Source organism: Anaerobiospirillum thomasii, assembly GCF_900445255.1.
GTDB lineage: Bacteria > Pseudomonadota > Gammaproteobacteria > Enterobacterales > Succinivibrionaceae > Anaerobiospirillum_A > Anaerobiospirillum_A thomasii.
Genome location: NZ_UAPU01000007.1, coordinates 91124 through 107358 on the forward strand (window position 1 = coordinate 91124; position 16235 = coordinate 107358).

The window sequence follows — 16235 nt, forward strand, 5'->3', positions numbered from 1 at the left end:
CCTCAAACTTCAAAGGTAGGTCACAGACCTACCTTTTATACTACTACTTACTTTTATCTATTATTTCTTGTCGTCTTTAACTTCTTCAAACTCGGCATCAACTACACCGTCATCTGCCTTGTTCTGTGCACCCTGCTGGGCATCAGCCTGGGCACCAGAGTTAGCCTGTGAAGCCTGAGCCTGGGCCTGAGCAGCCTGCATTAAAGCCTGACCTGCCTCAAGCACTGCCTTCTCGGCTGACTCAATCTTATCCTTGTCATCACCGCGGATGGCAAGCTCAAGTTCAGCTAAAGCCTTCTCTACACGCTCCTTGTCAGAGGCTGCAACTGCGGCACCGGCCTCGGATAACTGCTTGCGCATAGCATGTACAGTACCGTCAGCGCGGTTTCTGGCCTGAGCCAGTTCCTCAAACTTCTTGTCCTCGGCACTGTGCTCTTCAGCCTCACGTACCATTCTCTGAATGTCTTCATCTGACAGACCTGATGATGACTGAATGGTGATCTTCTGCTCTTTGCCAGTGTTCTTGTCCTTGGCAGATACGTGAATCAGACCATCAGCGTCGATATCAAATGATACCTCAATCTGTGGAATGCCACGAGGTGCAGGAGAGATACCCTCAAGGTTGAACTGACCTAATGACTTGTTGTCAGATGCTCTCTTTCTCTCACCCTGCAGTACGTGAATGGTTACAGCAGGCTGATTGTCCTCGGCAGTTGAGAAGACCTGTGACTTCTTGGTAGGAATTGTGGTGTTCTTCTCAATCAGAGTAGTCATCACGCCGCCTAAGGTCTCAATACCAAGTGACAGTGGAGTTACGTCAAGCAGCAGCACGTCCTTCTTGGCGCCTGAGAGCACGCCACCCTGAATGGCAGCACCCATGGCTACAGCCTCATCTGGGTTTACATCCTTGCGTGGCTCCTTGCCAAAGAACTCTGCAACAAGCTTCTGAACCATTGGCATACGGGTCTGACCGCCAACGAGGATAACGTCATCAATCTCAGATACGCTAAGACCTGCATCATTGATAGCTGTCTTGACAGGCTCAAGAGTCTTCTGTACCAGATCCTCAACTAATGACTCAAGCTTGGCACGTGTCATCTTGATGTTCATGTGCTTAGGACCTGTGGCATCAGCTGTAATATATGGGAGGTTTACATCAGTCTGAGATGATGATGAAAGCTCACACTTGGCCTTCTCGGCAGCCTCTTTTAATCTCTGCAGAGCCAGCTGATCCTGACGCAGATCAACACCCTGCTCAGCCTTGAACTCGTCAACTAAGTAGTTGATGATACGGTTATCAAAGTCCTCACCACCTAAGTGGGTGTCACCGTTGGTGGCTAAAACCTCAAAGGTCTTCTCGCCATCAAGCTCATCAATATCAATAATTGAGATATCAAAGGTACCGCCGCCCAGGTCATATACAGCAATCTTCTGCTCACCTTTGGCCTTGTCCTCACCATAGGCAATAGATGCAGCTGTAGGCTCGTTGATAATACGCTTAACCTCTAAACCTGCAATACGGCCGGCATCCTTGGTAGCCTGACGCTGTGAGTCATTAAAGTATGCAGGGCAGGTAATAACTGCTTCTGTAACCTCCTCACCTAAAATGTCCTCAGCAGTTTTCTTCATCTTCTTTAAAACTTCAGCTGAGATCTGTGGTGGAGCCAGATTCTTATCCTTAACCTCTACCCAGGCATCACCGTTGTCAGCCTTAACAATCTTAAATGGCATAATGCCAAGATCGCGCTGAACCTCAGCATCGTCATAACGACGACCTATAAGACGCTTGATAGCAAACAGTGTATTTTTTGGATTGGTAACTGCCTGTCTCTTGGCGGCATCACCTACTAAAATTTCGCCATCTTCAGTATAGGCAACAATAGAAGGAGTGGTACGACGACCTTCTGAGTTTTCAAGAACACGAACCTTGTCACCGTCAAGTACAGCAACGCATGAGTTGGTTGTACCTAAATCAATACCAATAATCTTACCCATTTTAAATCTCCCTTATATGAATTCTTTTTTAACTTTGTTACTACTCACATGGAGTTAAATTTTTTATTTTCAAGTTAATTTATTAATTTTTTTATCTTTAGGCTCTGGCCACTATTACAGTTGCGGCTCTGACCACTCTGCCATGCAGCACTACACCCTTTTGCATTACAGCCACAATGTGGTTGGCTGGGACCTCGGCACTTGGCACCATGGAAATTGCCTGATGGAAATTAGGATCAAAAGCATCACCTACAGGATTTATAATCTCAACACCAAAGGCTGATAATTCCTTGATTAAAAGGTTTAATGTAGCCTCAACGCCATCAATGGTGGCCTTGGTGGCAGGATCATTTCTGTCAGAGAGCTCTAAAGCCTTGTCAAGAGCATCTATTACAGGAATAATGCCTTTGACAAATTTCTCCATGGCAAACTTGCGCTCACGCTCCACATCTGCCTCGGCACGCTTTCTGGCATTTTCAGCCTCGGCTATGGCACGTAGCATTGTCTCTTTGTCTTTTTGAGCACTGGCCTCTAGAATCTTAATCTGACCGCGCAGTGTTTCACACTCTAAAACAAGATCATTCTCTGAGACAGCCTCATCCTGACAGTCACTGCCCTCGTGCATGGCACACTCACAGTCTTTTTCACACTCACAGGCTGTATTTTCCGCCTCATTCATAGAGCATACATTCTGCTCTGTCTGTCTTTGTTCTAAATCGCTCATTATTAAATTCCACTTTGGTGTTTATTCACATAAATCATATATGGGGATAGCATCTTAATAATTCAAGTAAAAAGCCCCTATTTTTTAAAAAAAGCATATCAGGTACAGATAAAAAGCCAAATTTTCAATATGTTATATCCTATATCCTAGAATTTTTTGTATTGTACCGTATATTTTAGGGTATAGGTGGTTTTACCCATCAAAATATAAAATGATGATAGGCTCAAGTAAAAGGAGCTACTCTGACAGATGGCTACTGGCGTCTATATTAATGTCCAAGCCCGCTAACAGGTAGTCCTAAAATATCGACTAGCTCCCTTTGCACCTTGGTCAGACAATTAGATAAAAGCCATTTTTCATCTTCCTTAATACATCTAATATATGACAGCCTGTTTATTGCACTATCTAGGCTAATTCTGCTTTTATTTAAATAGCGTCTTAATTTGTCTTCTAGAGTGCGCCTGATAATAAGACCTATAAAGGCTAAAAACATCTTGCCATTGGTGCTTTCAATCGACTTGGTCCTTATTCTTTCATCCAAAATATCATTTTTTAGCACTGCAAATGCCTTTTCAACACAATCCTTGGAGCGATAAAGATCTAGTGCCTCTTCACAACTAAGCTCAGTATTAGTGCACAAAAGTGCAAAGCATCCGCATAAGGCAAGAGTTTTAGCATGCTCATGTTTATCGAAGGTGTATGTAAATGTGTTATTTTCGTTGGTGGTAATATGAAAAAAAGGGGCATATTTATGCTTGCCCTTGATAATCTTATTCTTATCTTGCAGTTCAACTTCCATCTGATTAATAATGCTGTTTAAACTTTTTTCCTGATCTAGACCTGAAAGAGGAGATTTAAACATCATAAGACGGGTACGCAATCTGCCTATAGTTATTTCCTTTTCTTTATATCGAATAGCCTCATCATTTCTACGTAATATAGAGTCCTCAAGAAATCCATTTGTTACCCACTCACTAAGATGCTCCTTGATTTTAACCCCAAAGTCCTGAGGTGCACCTATTAATAATTTAAAGCCCATATCTGAGGCCTTAAGGATAACATCTGGAATAGCAAAACCTCCGTCCATGACCAAAGTAACTTTTTTGTCAGCATCAGGCTCAAGTCCTACACCTCTTGCTTTATTAATTACATATGGAAGGTTGCTATAGTCGTTTATGCTGCCGTTGTAAGGGCTGTAATATACAGGTACCTTGCTTTTAACGGTACAGAACATGCCTATATTAAATTGAGGCATGCGCTCTTTATCTCTATTGTAGCCCCATTCAACAAAAGGCAGGTTGTCTGAGTAGCTTGATACTGATGTTACGTCATAGCAGATATAATCATTCTGACAGCACTTTCTGATCCAGCTGCGAAAAAAATCATTGCACATTGACTGTGAAATGTCTTTGTATAATTGGCTGAGTGACTCAGATGTTATTATTTTGGAGGTAAAACAAAAATTATTCTGAGTAAAGTGATCAATATTACTAAGACCACCTGGCGCCCCAGAGGCAAGGAACGCGCTTACAGCAATAATATCCTGACTTAAGCAGCCAAAGCTGTCAGATAAAATCTCATCCAGCTGAAGCTCATGGATAATAGAGTGACAGGCAAGCATATAGCCAAACCCCATCTCATCTTTACACTCTGAGTACGTGGCAACAGTCTTTTTAGATTTCTTTATGCCCTTTACAGCTGTAGTAGCTGTTGCTGGTGGATCTGACTTTAAGATTTTTGAGTAGTAGTTATCATTAGGGCAAAAATAATCAAGCCCTGTTTGAGCATCCTTAAACACCTTGCCAACAATAAATCTTTCATTTTTCTTTTTACCATTCTCGTGAAATGATTTGACCCTATAGTAAAGATACACACTGCCGTTATGGACTTTCATTCTCTCATACCTGGGATTATCAGGAATGGCAAAATTAACTGATGTGTAAAGCATTGATTGACACCATACTATTAAACATAGTTGTATGGCACCATAAAACAAGCACTAAATCTACAAATTTTATATTTGTTTCGATAAAACAAAGAGATATAATTTTTAGACAGAGAAGAAAATGGCACCATATATGGTGCCATACAAAAAAATCTAGGATCTAGGTTATATATATCATGTGACACGTCTAGCTTTTTAAATTAAACTGCATTTAGTCTCAATAGGGCTTTTATCCTACTATTTACAAACATGGTACCTTGATATTTTAGGGGGCTTTATGCATATCATTACACCTTTGCTGCTTTTAGCCGTTATCTTTTTACTCTATCGTGTGCTTATGGGCAGAAAAGATCAAAGTGCGCAGCCATCAGATCTGGCCATGATAAAAGAGGCTATAGTCAAACTTGGCAGTGATATTGATGATCTAAAAACTCAGATTGAAAAACTCAAAAAACAAAACACCAAAGAATCTGATGATAAATTAAACCTCAAGGACGATTAGAGGCTAAAAGAAAGACACAGTGGTGCTATGGGCAAGACTGACTTTTAATTTAAAGTCTTAATGATTATCAGGACATGTGAATTTTGTCAGATGGCGCCCTATGTTTTATAATGGCCTACTAAATCAAACAAAAAACTAGGTATTTTATAAAAGAATTATTATACTAGTGTGTAAATCGAATTTTAAACCCTCTTATCTGAGGCCTTTTACTATGCACTTTAAAAAATTAGCACTTATTACAGCCACAGCAGCTGCCATGACCCTTACCACCTCATGTGCCTACAGAGCCGATTTAGCTCAGGGCAACTTTGTGGAGCAGGAGAATATTGATAAACTGCGTTATGGCATGTCTGATGAGCAGGTACGTTTTGTCCTGGGCACCCCTATGCTGGTTGATCCTTTTGACAACACACGCTGGTATTATGTGCATTATCTGCGTGAGGGCTGGTCTGATCCACAGATAAAAAATCTTATTGTGCTCTTTAACGGCAGAACCCTGGTTGATATTGCAGGTGACTTTAAAAAGCCTGCTGCCTTTAATGAAAACAGCACTATTGTCAATAAGGTGGATCTGAGCGATATTTAGGATTACAGCGTGTATAAAATTCTTTGTGCACTGTTACTTTGCAGCCTGATGACAGGCTGCACTATTGAAAATGACGAGTCTAAAGAAGATCTTGTTGAACTTAGACCCTCTGATCTTGAAATGCACAAAGACACCTTTTCTGCACTGACTTTGAAGTGCATCAAAGGCGATTTATCCTCTCTTGATGAAATAATGTCCATGTACATGCGCTCGGCTGCAGATATGAAATCTGACAGAGGCATGGCTCTTTTTGAATTAGCCCCCAATAAAATCTTTGAAAAGTGCGCCATCAAAGCTCATGAGACTGGCGATGACCGCGCCTTTAACATGATTGTAAGAAGTCCTAATCTTGCCTCTCACATCAGCCGCTACTTCTATAAAAGATATGATCTGTTAAACGGTGCCTACTGGGCTCAAAGAGTGCTCAATATGCAGGGCCTTGCAGATGGCTATGAAACATTGGGCTCTGTTTTTATAAAAGACAGAAAAACGCTTGCCACGGGTGCCTCTATGCTTGAGCAGTCAGTACGTCTTGGCAATTATAATGCTCTGTCTATTTTGCGCATTGCCTCCAATCAATATAATGAAAATTACTTTAAAGCCAAGGACAGAAGGCTAAAAAGGCTTTCAGACAAGGCCAGTACCAAGGCTAAAAAATAAAAACTTTTCTCTAAAATACCAGACTTTTTGCATAATTTTGACATGGCTTTAACATGTTATTTATCTTAAGCCTATAATATATTGACCTAAAATTTTATATGGTGAAATATATGGATACTTTAATACCTAAGGAGCTAAGCTGGCTGGCTTTTAACGGCCGTGTACTGCAGGAGGCCTCCGATCCTTCCGTTCCAATTATTGAAAGAGTGCGATTTTTAGGCATCTACTCAAACAATCAGGATGAGTTTTTTAAAGTAAGAGTGGCAGAACTCAAGCGTCAGGTCATTATTGCCAAGGAAAGCGGCAATGACAGTGAGGAGCCAAGCCGCCTTTTACGTCAGGTGCAGCTTGCAGCCAATGAGTATCAGAGTATTTTAAATAAAATTTTCCATGATGTATTTAATGAGCTTGAGACCCACAATATTTTCCTGCGCGATGAAAAGCAGCTTACTGAAAATCAGATAAGCTGGGTCAAATCCTACTTCAAGCATCATGTGCTAAAGCATATAAACCCTATTATTGTGACCAGAGCTACCGATTTGGTGTCATTCTTAAAAGACGAGTATACCTATCTTGTAGTCAGAATGTCTGGTGATAAGGGTCAGAACCATGCTTTAATTGAAATTCCATCAGATGTGGTGCCGCGCATTATACGCATGCCATCTGAGGGTGAGGGCATTACCCTTATCTTCCTTGATAACGTCATACGCATAGGTCTTGATACTATTTTCAAAGGTCTTTTTGACTACTCTGTCATTGAGGCCTATTCCATCAAGATGAACCGTGATGCTGAATATGATCTTACAGGTCTTGTGGACAAAGGTATATTAGAGGGTATGTCAGAGTCCATCAAGCAAAGACTCAATGCCATGCCTGTTCGCTTTGCCTATGACAGAGACATGCCAAAGCCTATGGTTGAATTTATTGCAGGCAAGCTTAAGATGTCTGAAATTGACTCGCTCATGCCAGGTAACAGATATCATAACTTCAAAGATCTGCTCTCCTTCCCAAGTGTAGGTGATGATGGCTTTGAAAACCAACGTCTGCCTTTGATTCCAAGCTATCATTTTGACAGAGCCATAACCCCATTTGAGGCTATTAAGACCCAGGATATTCTGCTTTACTATCCATATTATTCCTTTGAATACTTTACAGAATTCCTGCGCCAGGCCTCATATGATCCAAAGGTACTGTCTATAAAGATCAATATCTATCGTGTAGCCTCCAACAGCCGTGTTATAGACTCACTTATAGATGCTGCCAACAATGGCAAGAGTGTAACTGTAGTGGTAGAGCTCAAAGCCCGCTTTGATGAGGCCAACAATATCAAATGGGCCTCACGTCTTACCGATGCCGGCGTTAAGGTATTATTTGGTCTGCCAACCCTTAAGATCCACTCCAAGCTGTGCCTTATCACCAGAAAGGAGGATGAAGGCTTTGTACGCTATGCCCATATAGGTACCGGCAACTTTAATGAAAAGACAGCCAAGATCTACACAGACTTTGCCCTCTTTACTGTAAAGCCTGAGCTTACAGCCGAGGTCAACTCTGTCTTTGACTTTATCGAATATCCATATACAAGACCGCAGTACAGACATCTTTTAGTCTCACCAATCAATGCCAGAAACAGAATCTACTCCATGATTGACCGTGAGATAGAAAATGCCTCTATGGGTTTCCCATCCTATATTCATATCAAGATTAACAATCTTGTGGACAATGGTCTTATTGAGAGACTGTACAAGGCCTCACAGGCTGGCGTCAGAGTCAGAGCCATTATCCGTGGCATGTGCTCACTGCGCCCTGGCATCAAGGGTCTGTCTGAAAATATCTTTGTTACTTCTATTGTTGACAGATTCCTTGAGCATCCGCGCATTATGATTTTCTGCAACAATAATGATCCTGATGTCTTTATCTCATCAGCCGACTGGATGACACGTAACCTTGATTATCGTATTGAGGTGGGTGCCCCTATTCTTGATCCAAAGCTGCGTGAGAGAGTTATGCATATTTTCAAGATTCAGGCCTCTGACAATCAAAAGGCCCGTATCATTGATGACAAGCTTTTAAACAATTATGTACAGCCGTCAAATGATGATATCAAGGTCAGAGCTCAGATTGCCGTGTGCGATTATCTTGAGAGCGTGGAAAAGAAGCTTGAGAGTGATGATAAAAAACCTCCCAGGGGTAATAAAAAGTATAGTTCTAAGGCTGATGCATAAATTAAAGCCAGCTGCAAAAAGACTCAAGGCGCTCTTTTTGCACTAGACAATAAAAAAGTGCTGTCAGGTGTGAGGACAGCACTTTTGCTTTAAGATATATAAAAACTAGCCGCCAAGCAGCTTAAGAGCCAGATGCGGCCTTTGATTGGCCTGTGTGAGCATAGAGGCTGCAGCCTGCTGAATAATCATCAGCTGTGAGAGTCTGGCAGCTTCTTCTGCATAATCTGTATCACGTATGCGCGATCTGGCATCGGCAAGATTCATGGCTGAATTTGACTGATTGCGTATGGTTGACTCCATGCGATTCTGCATGGCACCAAGATGGGCACGCTGTTTATCAATTACAGAGATAAGATCATCAACAGCGCTCAAAGCAGTGCTGGCTGCACTTTGTGTACTTACAGTAAAGCGTGAGATGCCATTTTCAAGAATAAGACCTGATTTTCCGTCAGCTTCAGGCTTTTTGCTGGCGGCATCGGCAATCATGGATAAGGTATAGCCCAGGCTAAAACCTGTCATAGTCAGGGTGTCACCGGCATAGGCGCCTACCTGCAACTGTATCTGACCTTTGTCATTGATAATACCGCCAACACCTGCCAAAACCTTTTCACCACCATATTTGGTCTGACAGGCAATGCGTGTCACCTCTAGCGACAGCTGTGTGACCTCCTGCTGTATAGCTTGACGATCTTTGGCATTATTTGTACCGTTGGCTGCCTGAATGGTAAGGGTACGTATTCTTTGCAACATAGATGTCATTTCATCCATGGCTCCTTCCATAGTCTGAGCCATAGCTATGCCATCGTTGGTATTGCGGTTGCCCTGATTTAGGCCATTAATCTGAGCTGTAAGTCGATTGGCTATCTGCAGTCCTGCAGCATCATCCTTTGCTGAATTAATTCTAAGACCAGAGGATAGACGCTTATAGACAGTATCAAGCTGCTGTGTAACATTATTCAGGTTACGCATGGCATTAATCGAGCTTATGTTTGTTTTAACATAAAGCGCCATCTTATCTCTCCTGCATTATATGTATATATTTATTGATATTAACGGCTTTGGTAGTGCAAACTTTACGTGTTTTTACAAAAATGATGGATCTGATTTAAAAAAGTACAGAGCGCAAAAAAGCGCACCTTGCGATGCGCTTTGAGGATAAAAAGAGTATTTAGTGATTGGATTACTTGCCAGGACGCTGGCGGATATGGAAGGCAAAGCCTCCAATTTCCTCTTTGAGGTAGGCAGTTAATAAACGGCCCTTGGCATCATAAAATACCAGATCCTCATTGAACTTGACGCCCTTGCGCTTTAACATGGCATAGGCACGAGGCAGATCGCGGGTATCAACACAGATATGACCGTGGGTACCTACAAATGGATCCTTCATAACCTCTGCAATGTTGCCTGTAAAGTATGAAATTCCAGCATCCTTGGAAACAGTGTCAAATAAGGCCTCAATACCAGCTACAATTTGCTTGGCATTGTCATCGGTACCTGCATTGATACCAACGTGACCTACGGTAAAGTCAAAGACCTTGCGCATAATGCTCTTGGCCAGACTGGCAATACCTTCCCAGTCCTTTTCCTTGACCATCTTTGATGGTGGAATGAAGCTGCCGCCAACGGCTGCTACGTTAGGCTGATTGAGGTACTCCTCAAGATTGTGCAGACCTACGCCGCCTGTTGGAACAAATTTGATATCACCAAATGGGCCGGCTAAAGCCTTTAGAGTCTCGATGCCGCCATAAGCCTCGGCAGGGAAGAACTTGACAGTCTTTAGACCAAAGTTCATAGCCTCTTCAATATCTGATGGCACTACAGTACCAGGGCAGACTTCAACATTGTTCTTGACACACCACTCTACAACCTCACGGTTAAAGCCTGGGGTGATAATAAACTTACCGCCGTTGTCTACAGTCTGTTTAGCCTGCTCAATATTGTGTACAGTACCTGCACCCACTAAAATTTCAGGCACTTCCTTGGCCATGCGTAAGATGCTCTCGCCGCCGGCTGCTGTTCTGAAGGTAACCTCAGCTACAGGAATGCCGCCCTCTACAAGAGCTCTGGCCAGTGGCACTGCATCATTTGGATCATCCAGGGTGACAAGTGGCACAATACCATATTCTGAAATCTGCTGTAATACTGACTGAGTCATATTATTAACCTCTGCGTGCGTGGGTTGACATAAATTCTTTTAAGGCCTCAGGTGTAGGAAGACCTTCGTTATCTCCTACAAATGTACACTGAATGGCGCCAATTGCGCAAGCTCTCTCAACAGCGCTCTCAAGTGGCAGACCTTCCATTAAAGCGGTGATAACACCGCAGGCAAAGCCGTCACCGGCACCTACTGTATCTACAACCTTGTCAATTACAAAGCCGTGGGTCATAAACTCTCTGTCCTCAACTGAGCATAAGGCACCATCAGGACCGCACTTGGTAACTACAATCTTGGCACCTAAATTTCTGTAGAATTTATTAATCTCATGTGGATCAGTTGTACCGCAGAGAATCTCACCCTCGCCATCACCTGGCAGCACCATATCGGCCTTGGAAGCCAGATCATTTATAGTCTCAACCATAACCTCTTTTGAAGGCCACAGCTGTGGACACAGATTTGGATCAAATGAGATAAAGAGGTTGGCCTCACGTGCCTTGTCAATCATCTTGTATACTGCAGCTCTGGTATCATCGGTAAGAGCTGGCAGAATACCTGTCAGATGAATATGGGAGAACTGTGTAAAATCAATCTTTTCAACATCATCGACATTTAATGTGGATGCAGCAGAGCCTTTTCTGAAATAGAAAATCTCAGGATCGCCCTTTGAAACCTTGCTCTTTAACATAAAGCCTGTTGAGCGCTCTTTAGTATAGAGCACCAGATCATCCATAATGCCGTTGTTACGTAGGGTACGGGCAATAAGTTTGCCAAAAGGATCATCTCCTAACTTGGTAAGATAAGCAGTTTTATGACCCAGGCGGGCTGAACCTGTTGCCACATTGAACTCGGCACCGGCTACAGCCAGTGAATATCCGCTGACGCTGTCAAGTGAACCTTCTGCCTGAGCAATTAACAGACCCATTGGCTCTCCGGCGAGCATTAATCCTTTACCCATAACATAACTCCTATAACAAAATGATGTTAGCAACTGTACGTTTATAATAAAATATTATAGCACCCATAAAGAGCTAATAAAATTAAATTTGTATGATGAGTGTTGCAAAATTGATATCATTTTTCTAAAACTCAAAATCAAAAAATTTAGGTTTATTGCGCTTATTTTGGGTTAAATTTAACTTAAAAAGTTTATATATCAACTATTTAACTCTTATGGTAGAGCAGATATGGCCACAGACAAAAAAGATCAGATCTATTTTAAACTTGATGAGAATAAACCCATAGCCTCACAGGTCTATGAATATCTTAAAAACGCCATTATTGAATGCCACTACAAGCCTTTTGACAGAGTAAGTGAAAATGAAATAGCCGCCCTTTTCAATATTTCACGTCAGCCTGTGCGTGAGGCCCTTATCCGCCTTGCCAACAATAACTTTGTCACCATTGAGCCCAAAAAAGCCACCCGAGTAAGCTGCATATCAAAAGAGAGCATACGTCAGGGCTGTCAGATACGCATAGCTCTTGAAGGTCATGCTGTAGCCCTTACTGCTGAACATATTAATCAGGCTCAGCTTGCACAGCTTGAGGACAATCTTGAGGCGCAGAAAATAGCAGCCATTGAATTTAATCTGCATGAGCACTTTGCCCTTGATGATGTCTTTCATCGTATGCTAATTGAAATGTCAGGTCTGAATCAGATATGGGATATAGTAGAGGGTGTCAAAGGTACTATGGATCGTGTGCGCTTTTTATCCATTGAAAATGAGCTTACTCCTATTCATACCACCTGCTTTTTCCACGAAAGCATTATAAAAGCCATAGCAGAGCATGAAGCAGCTGCAGCCCATAAGGCTATGTGCGATCATATCAACAAGACCTATATCTCACTGCAAAGTGTTATGGACAAGTGCACGCACTCGTACTTTATAGACTAACTCTCTTTTAATAATGTCCGAGCCATAACGATCTGAGCGCTGCTCAGATCATTGTTCTGTCTTTATCTGTAAGTTACACAGCGCTTTTATAGCTTTATTGTCTCTATAGCTGGTATTTACTATCTCTTCGCTATCTTTTTAGAGTAGCAATGTAAAAAAAGAGCATGGAGTAAAGTACCAAGCAAGGCACAATTGTTACTTTTTTACTACTTTAGGCTATCAGCTTTTTATATACAAATATTAAAAAAATGATGAATTTAATCAATATAAATATTTAATGCAAAAACATTTTTCTGCACTTTTGTCTTTATGATACTATAGTGTCAGATACTTAATTTACAGGAGATAAAAATGCAAAGTTCAAATCCAGCCATGCGTGTTATTGCCACACAGGCAGGTCAGTTTAACTTTGGAGGTGTAGAGGCTGCAGCCACTGTATCAGGTACTGCCACCAAGTCATTAATTCTTGTCGCTTTAACTTTTATAGTCGGCTTTTTTGCCATGAACTATACCTTCGGTCTTATTTTTTCAGGTAATGCAGGCTTTGCCAACACCTTAGCCATCGGCTCTGCCATTGCTACATTTGCAATAGCCATGCTCACCATCTTCAAGCCTCAGCTGTCTATGTATACAGCTCCTTTATATGCAGTCCTTGAGGGTGTAGCCCTAGGCGTGATTTCAGCTGTCTTTGAGTTTAAATATCCAGGTATTGTCTCAACAGCAGTGATTTCAACCTTTGCCGTGGTGCTGGTCATGCTGGCCTTATGGAAGTTTAAAATCATTGTGCCTACAGCAAAGTTCAGAGCCATTGTAACAGGTGCCACCTTAGCTGTTGCTGTAATCTATATTCTGCACATGGTACTGTCATTATTTGATGTGGTTCTGCTTCCATCAAGTGGTGCTCTGTCTATTGGTATTTCACTTGTAGTGTGCACCATTGCAGCTTTCAACCTCATCCTTGATTTTGACAACATTCAGGTATCAGTTGATCAGGGTCTGCCAAAGTACTTTGAGTACTTCAATGCCTTCTCACTGCTCGTTACCATCTGCTGGCTCTACCTTGAGATCCTGCGTCTGCTCTCAAAGCGTGAGTAAGCTGTGCACTAAAATAAGCTAAATTCTAAAAAAGGCCGGTTTTTCTGTTAAACCGGCCTTTTTCTATTTATGATATATTAAATATTAGTTGCATATTACTGCTTAACACATTGGAATTTACATCATGCGTGATTTATTAGAATGTCGTGATGCTATAGACGATATAGATCAGAAAATATTAAAACTGCTCAAAGAGCGCAAAGCCGTAGCCCTTGATATTGCCACCTATAAGCTGCAGCACAATCAGCCTATTACCGATAAAAACCGCGAGAATGAAAAAATAAGCCGTCTGATGCAGATGGCCCTTGATCTGGAAATATCCCCGCTTTTAGTCAATGATATGTACAAAATCATTATGGCTCATACAGTCTCAGATGAGCAGAGCTTTATCGTTGACAAAATGTCATCACGCAATTACAGGCGCAATACCTCTGTGGCCTATTTAGGAACCACAGGTACCTACTCTCATCTTGCCGCCCATAAATTTCTTGACTCATATGCAGGCAAGATTCAGGAAAAAGGCTGTAATTCCTTTGCCGATATCATTCATGCTGTAGAAAGTGGCATCTGCGAGTTTGGTGTACTGCCTATTGAGAACTCAAGCTCAGGCAGCATTAATGAAGTGCTTGATGTCATTCAGACCACTAAAGCCTCAATTGTAGGTGAGCTCTTTTATCCAATAGATCACTCCATTTTGTGCACCGATCCTGCAACCGATCTGAAAGATGTCACAGATATCTACTCACATCCGCAGCCTATTGCACAGTGCTCGCACTTTATCAGTGAGCATATGCCAAAGGCCCGTATCCATTACACCAAGGCCACATCAGATGCCATGATGCTTATCAATGAAAAGAAAGATAAAAACATTGTGGCCATAGGCTCTAAAAATGCAGCCATTTACTATAAGTTAAATTCCATAGTCTCAGACATAGCCAATAATCACAGTAACTTTACCCGCTTTGTGGTTATGTCCATGACTCCTATATCCATACCAACCTTTGTTGATGCCAAAACCTCTATTATCTTTACTACCAAGAAATATGAACCAGGTTCACTTGTAGCTGTGCTCAATGAGTTTAACAGACATCATATCAATCTGACCAAGCTCCACTCCCGTCCACGTGAAGGACAGATGAATGAAACCTGGGAGGAGATCTTCTTTGCAGATGTACAGGCCAATCTTGATACATCAGTTATGCAGGAGATTATGTCCAACCTTGTCGAGCACACCGGCGAGCTTAAAATCCTTGGATGCTATGCAAGCTGTGAAAAAGAGCAGAGAAATTAAATAAAAGCCATGTCATCTTCTGTATCTAGGCAGATGACATGCTATAATCAAATCTTTATCAACCTTCAACTGCATATACATTTTATGGAACATAACAGCATGCTGCCCTTAGTTAAGTGGGTGGGCAGTAAAAAACGCCTGTTGACTACACTAGAAAAGCTCATGCCTGAGCATTATGACTATTACTGCGAACCTTTTGTAGGTGGTGGTTCACTATTTTTCCACATTCATCCTAAAAAGGCCTGGATCAATGATATAAATCAGGAGCTGATGACACTCTATAGAATCATTGGCACGCAGTTAGATGAGATCAAGGCAGTAATCGATACTTTTGAGAACACCAAAGAATGCTATATGCAGGTTAGAGCCTGGGACAGAGATGTTGAGGGCTACAGCAAAAGAAGTGATGCTCAGAAGGTGGCAAGACTGCTCTATCTAAACCATACCTGCTTTAACGGTCTGTATCGCGTCAACTCAAAAGGCTTTTTCAATACTCCTTTTGGAAAGTATGCCAACCCTACCATACTGCATATGGACAGAGCCCGTGCCATTATAGACTACTTTGCAGACAGTGAAATTAAAATGACCTGTCTTGATTTTAAAGAGGTCTTAGACAGTCTCACACCTGGCACCTTTGTTTATCTTGACCCGCCATATATGCCGCTAAAGGACTCAAGCTTTACGCGCTATACCTCAGATAACTTTATGTACTCTGATCACAGACAGCTGCTTGAAACCTGTCAGAGCCTTGATAAAAGAGGCATTAAATTTATGCTATCAAACTCTATGACAGAGACTGTTATAAAACTCTTTGCCAACTTCTCTATAACCGAGGTTAAAACCACACGCTTTATAAATGCCAATCACAAAGACCGCGGCAAGGTCTCAGAGGTGGTTATAAGAAATTATTTTTAAGCTTAAAGACAAGCTATAAATGTTAAAAGTCTGGCCGGTCCGGACTTTTTTTATATATGCACGTTGCTGCAGCTTTTATATAAAAAGCGGAGGCACGACAATAATAGACTATTAAGAGAGAATGATTGGTAAAAGATAGAAGAGTAATAAAAAAATGGGAATCTGATGGTGGAGGTAAACGGGATCGAACCGTTGACCCTCTGCTTGCAAAGCAGATGCTCTCCCAGCTGAGCTATACCCCCACAAATGA

The 16235-nt window shown here is 41.8% G+C and carries 14 protein-coding genes and 1 tRNA gene; 8 read left to right on the plus strand and 7 right to left on the minus strand.

Annotated elements, in window-relative coordinates; genetic code table 11:
* Positions 1-60: 60 nt before the first annotated feature.
* The 3 genes from dnaK to DRZ93_RS07555 form a co-directional block, all read right to left on the minus strand.
* Positions 61-1995, minus strand: a complete 1935-nt coding sequence (gene dnaK / locus DRZ93_RS07545) for a molecular chaperone DnaK (RefSeq protein ID WP_113744103.1) — start codon at positions 1993-1995, stop codon at positions 61-63.
* A gap of 97 nt (positions 1996-2092) precedes the next feature.
* On the minus strand, positions 2093-2719 hold the full coding sequence (grpE, locus tag DRZ93_RS07550; RefSeq protein WP_113744102.1) for a nucleotide exchange factor GrpE: 627 nt from the start codon (positions 2717-2719) through the stop codon (positions 2093-2095).
* A gap of 268 nt (positions 2720-2987) precedes the next feature.
* Positions 2988-4667 (minus strand): IS1634 family transposase, encoded by a 1680-nt coding sequence (locus tag DRZ93_RS07555; protein ID WP_113746246.1) that lies wholly within the window; start codon positions 4665-4667, stop codon positions 2988-2990.
* Positions 4668-4941: 274 nt separating this feature from the next.
* Between DRZ93_RS07555 and DRZ93_RS07560 the strand changes: the two genes are divergently transcribed.
* The 4 genes from DRZ93_RS07560 (at position 4942) to ppk1 (ending at position 8634) form a co-directional block, all read left to right on the plus strand.
* Entirely contained in the window at positions 4942-5166 is a 225-nt protein-coding gene (locus DRZ93_RS07560; RefSeq protein ID WP_113744099.1) for a hypothetical protein, read from the plus strand.
* Between the two features lie 211 nt (positions 5167-5377).
* Positions 5378-5752, plus strand: a complete 375-nt coding sequence (locus DRZ93_RS07565) for an outer membrane protein assembly factor BamE (RefSeq protein WP_113746247.1) — start codon at positions 5378-5380, stop codon at positions 5750-5752.
* 9 nt (positions 5753-5761) lie between these two features.
* Positions 5762-6412: a hypothetical protein gene (locus tag DRZ93_RS07570; protein ID WP_113746248.1), complete on the plus strand. Its 651-nt coding sequence runs from the start codon at positions 5762-5764 to the stop codon at positions 6410-6412.
* A gap of 110 nt (positions 6413-6522) precedes the next feature.
* On the plus strand, positions 6523-8634 hold the full coding sequence (gene ppk1 / locus DRZ93_RS07575; RefSeq protein WP_172458123.1) for a polyphosphate kinase 1: 2112 nt from the start codon (positions 6523-6525) through the stop codon (positions 8632-8634).
* 105 nt (positions 8635-8739) lie between these two features.
* Here ppk1 and DRZ93_RS07580 read toward each other — a convergent pair whose 3' ends face one another.
* From DRZ93_RS07580 to DRZ93_RS07590, 3 genes are all read right to left on the minus strand, one after another.
* The gene (locus DRZ93_RS07580) at positions 8740-9645 is read right to left on the minus strand and encodes a flagellin N-terminal helical domain-containing protein (RefSeq protein ID WP_113744095.1); all 906 of its coding nucleotides are present in this window, start codon (positions 9643-9645) and stop codon (positions 8740-8742) included.
* A 169-nt stretch (positions 9646-9814) separates the two neighbouring features.
* On the minus strand, positions 9815-10789 hold the full coding sequence (gene eda, locus DRZ93_RS07585) for a bifunctional 4-hydroxy-2-oxoglutarate aldolase/2-dehydro-3-deoxy-phosphogluconate aldolase (RefSeq protein WP_113744094.1): 975 nt from the start codon (positions 10787-10789) through the stop codon (positions 9815-9817).
* 4 nt (positions 10790-10793) lie between these two features.
* A complete protein-coding gene (locus DRZ93_RS07590; protein ID WP_113746250.1) occupies positions 10794-11747 on the minus strand; it encodes a sugar kinase in 954 nt (317 codons plus the stop codon).
* A 229-nt stretch (positions 11748-11976) separates the two neighbouring features.
* On the opposite strand from DRZ93_RS07590, the gene DRZ93_RS07595 reads away from it, so the two are divergent.
* From DRZ93_RS07595 to DRZ93_RS07610, 4 genes are all read left to right on the plus strand, one after another.
* A complete protein-coding gene (locus DRZ93_RS07595) occupies positions 11977-12684 on the plus strand; it encodes a GntR family transcriptional regulator (protein WP_113744092.1) in 708 nt (235 codons plus the stop codon).
* Positions 12685-13035: 351 nt separating this feature from the next.
* The gene (locus tag DRZ93_RS07600; RefSeq protein WP_113744091.1) at positions 13036-13779 is read left to right on the plus strand and encodes a Bax inhibitor-1/YccA family protein; all 744 of its coding nucleotides are present in this window, start codon (positions 13036-13038) and stop codon (positions 13777-13779) included.
* Positions 13780-13903: 124 nt separating this feature from the next.
* Complete coding sequence (gene pheA / locus DRZ93_RS07605) at positions 13904-15070, plus strand: prephenate dehydratase (RefSeq protein WP_113744090.1); 1167 nt, start codon at positions 13904-13906, stop codon at positions 15068-15070.
* A 99-nt stretch (positions 15071-15169) separates the two neighbouring features.
* Positions 15170-15985, plus strand: a complete 816-nt coding sequence (locus DRZ93_RS07610; protein ID WP_172458126.1) for a DNA adenine methylase — start codon at positions 15170-15172, stop codon at positions 15983-15985.
* Between the two features lie 166 nt (positions 15986-16151).
* Here DRZ93_RS07610 and DRZ93_RS07615 read toward each other — a convergent pair.
* A tRNA-Ala gene (locus DRZ93_RS07615) sits at positions 16152-16227 on the minus strand.
* Positions 16228-16235: the final 8 nt, after the last annotated feature.

Excerpts from the sequence above, each read along its gene's own strand:
- ppk1 (WP_172458123.1), top strand. The coding sequence starts at position 6,523 with ATGGATACTTTAATACCTAAGGAGCTAAGCTGGCTGGCTTTTAACGGC.
- DRZ93_RS07600 (WP_113744091.1), top strand. The coding sequence starts at position 13,036 with ATGCAAAGTTCAAATCCAGCCATGCGTGTTATTGCCACACAGGCAGGT.
- eda (WP_113744094.1), bottom strand. The coding sequence starts at position 10,789 with ATGACTCAGTCAGTATTACAGCAGATTTCAGAATATGGTATTGTGCCA.
- grpE (WP_113744102.1), bottom strand. The coding sequence starts at position 2,719 with ATGAGCGATTTAGAACAAAGACAGACAGAGCAGAATGTATGCTCTATG.
- DRZ93_RS07590 (WP_113746250.1), bottom strand. The coding sequence starts at position 11,747 with ATGGGTAAAGGATTAATGCTCGCCGGAGAGCCAATGGGTCTGTTAATT.
- dnaK (WP_113744103.1), bottom strand. The coding sequence starts at position 1,995 with ATGGGTAAGATTATTGGTATTGATTTAGGTACAACCAACTCATGCGTT.
- DRZ93_RS07560 (WP_113744099.1), top strand. The coding sequence starts at position 4,942 with ATGCATATCATTACACCTTTGCTGCTTTTAGCCGTTATCTTTTTACTC.
- DRZ93_RS07610 (WP_172458126.1), top strand. The coding sequence starts at position 15,170 with ATGCTGCCCTTAGTTAAGTGGGTGGGCAGTAAAAAACGCCTGTTGACT.
- DRZ93_RS07565 (WP_113746247.1), top strand. The coding sequence starts at position 5,378 with ATGCACTTTAAAAAATTAGCACTTATTACAGCCACAGCAGCTGCCATG.
- DRZ93_RS07580 (WP_113744095.1), bottom strand. The coding sequence starts at position 9,645 with ATGGCGCTTTATGTTAAAACAAACATAAGCTCGATTAATGCCATGCGT.
- DRZ93_RS07595 (WP_113744092.1), top strand. The coding sequence starts at position 11,977 with ATGGCCACAGACAAAAAAGATCAGATCTATTTTAAACTTGATGAGAAT.
- DRZ93_RS07555 (WP_113746246.1), bottom strand. The coding sequence starts at position 4,667 with ATGCTTTACACATCAGTTAATTTTGCCATTCCTGATAATCCCAGGTAT.
- pheA (WP_113744090.1), top strand. The coding sequence starts at position 13,904 with ATGCGTGATTTATTAGAATGTCGTGATGCTATAGACGATATAGATCAG.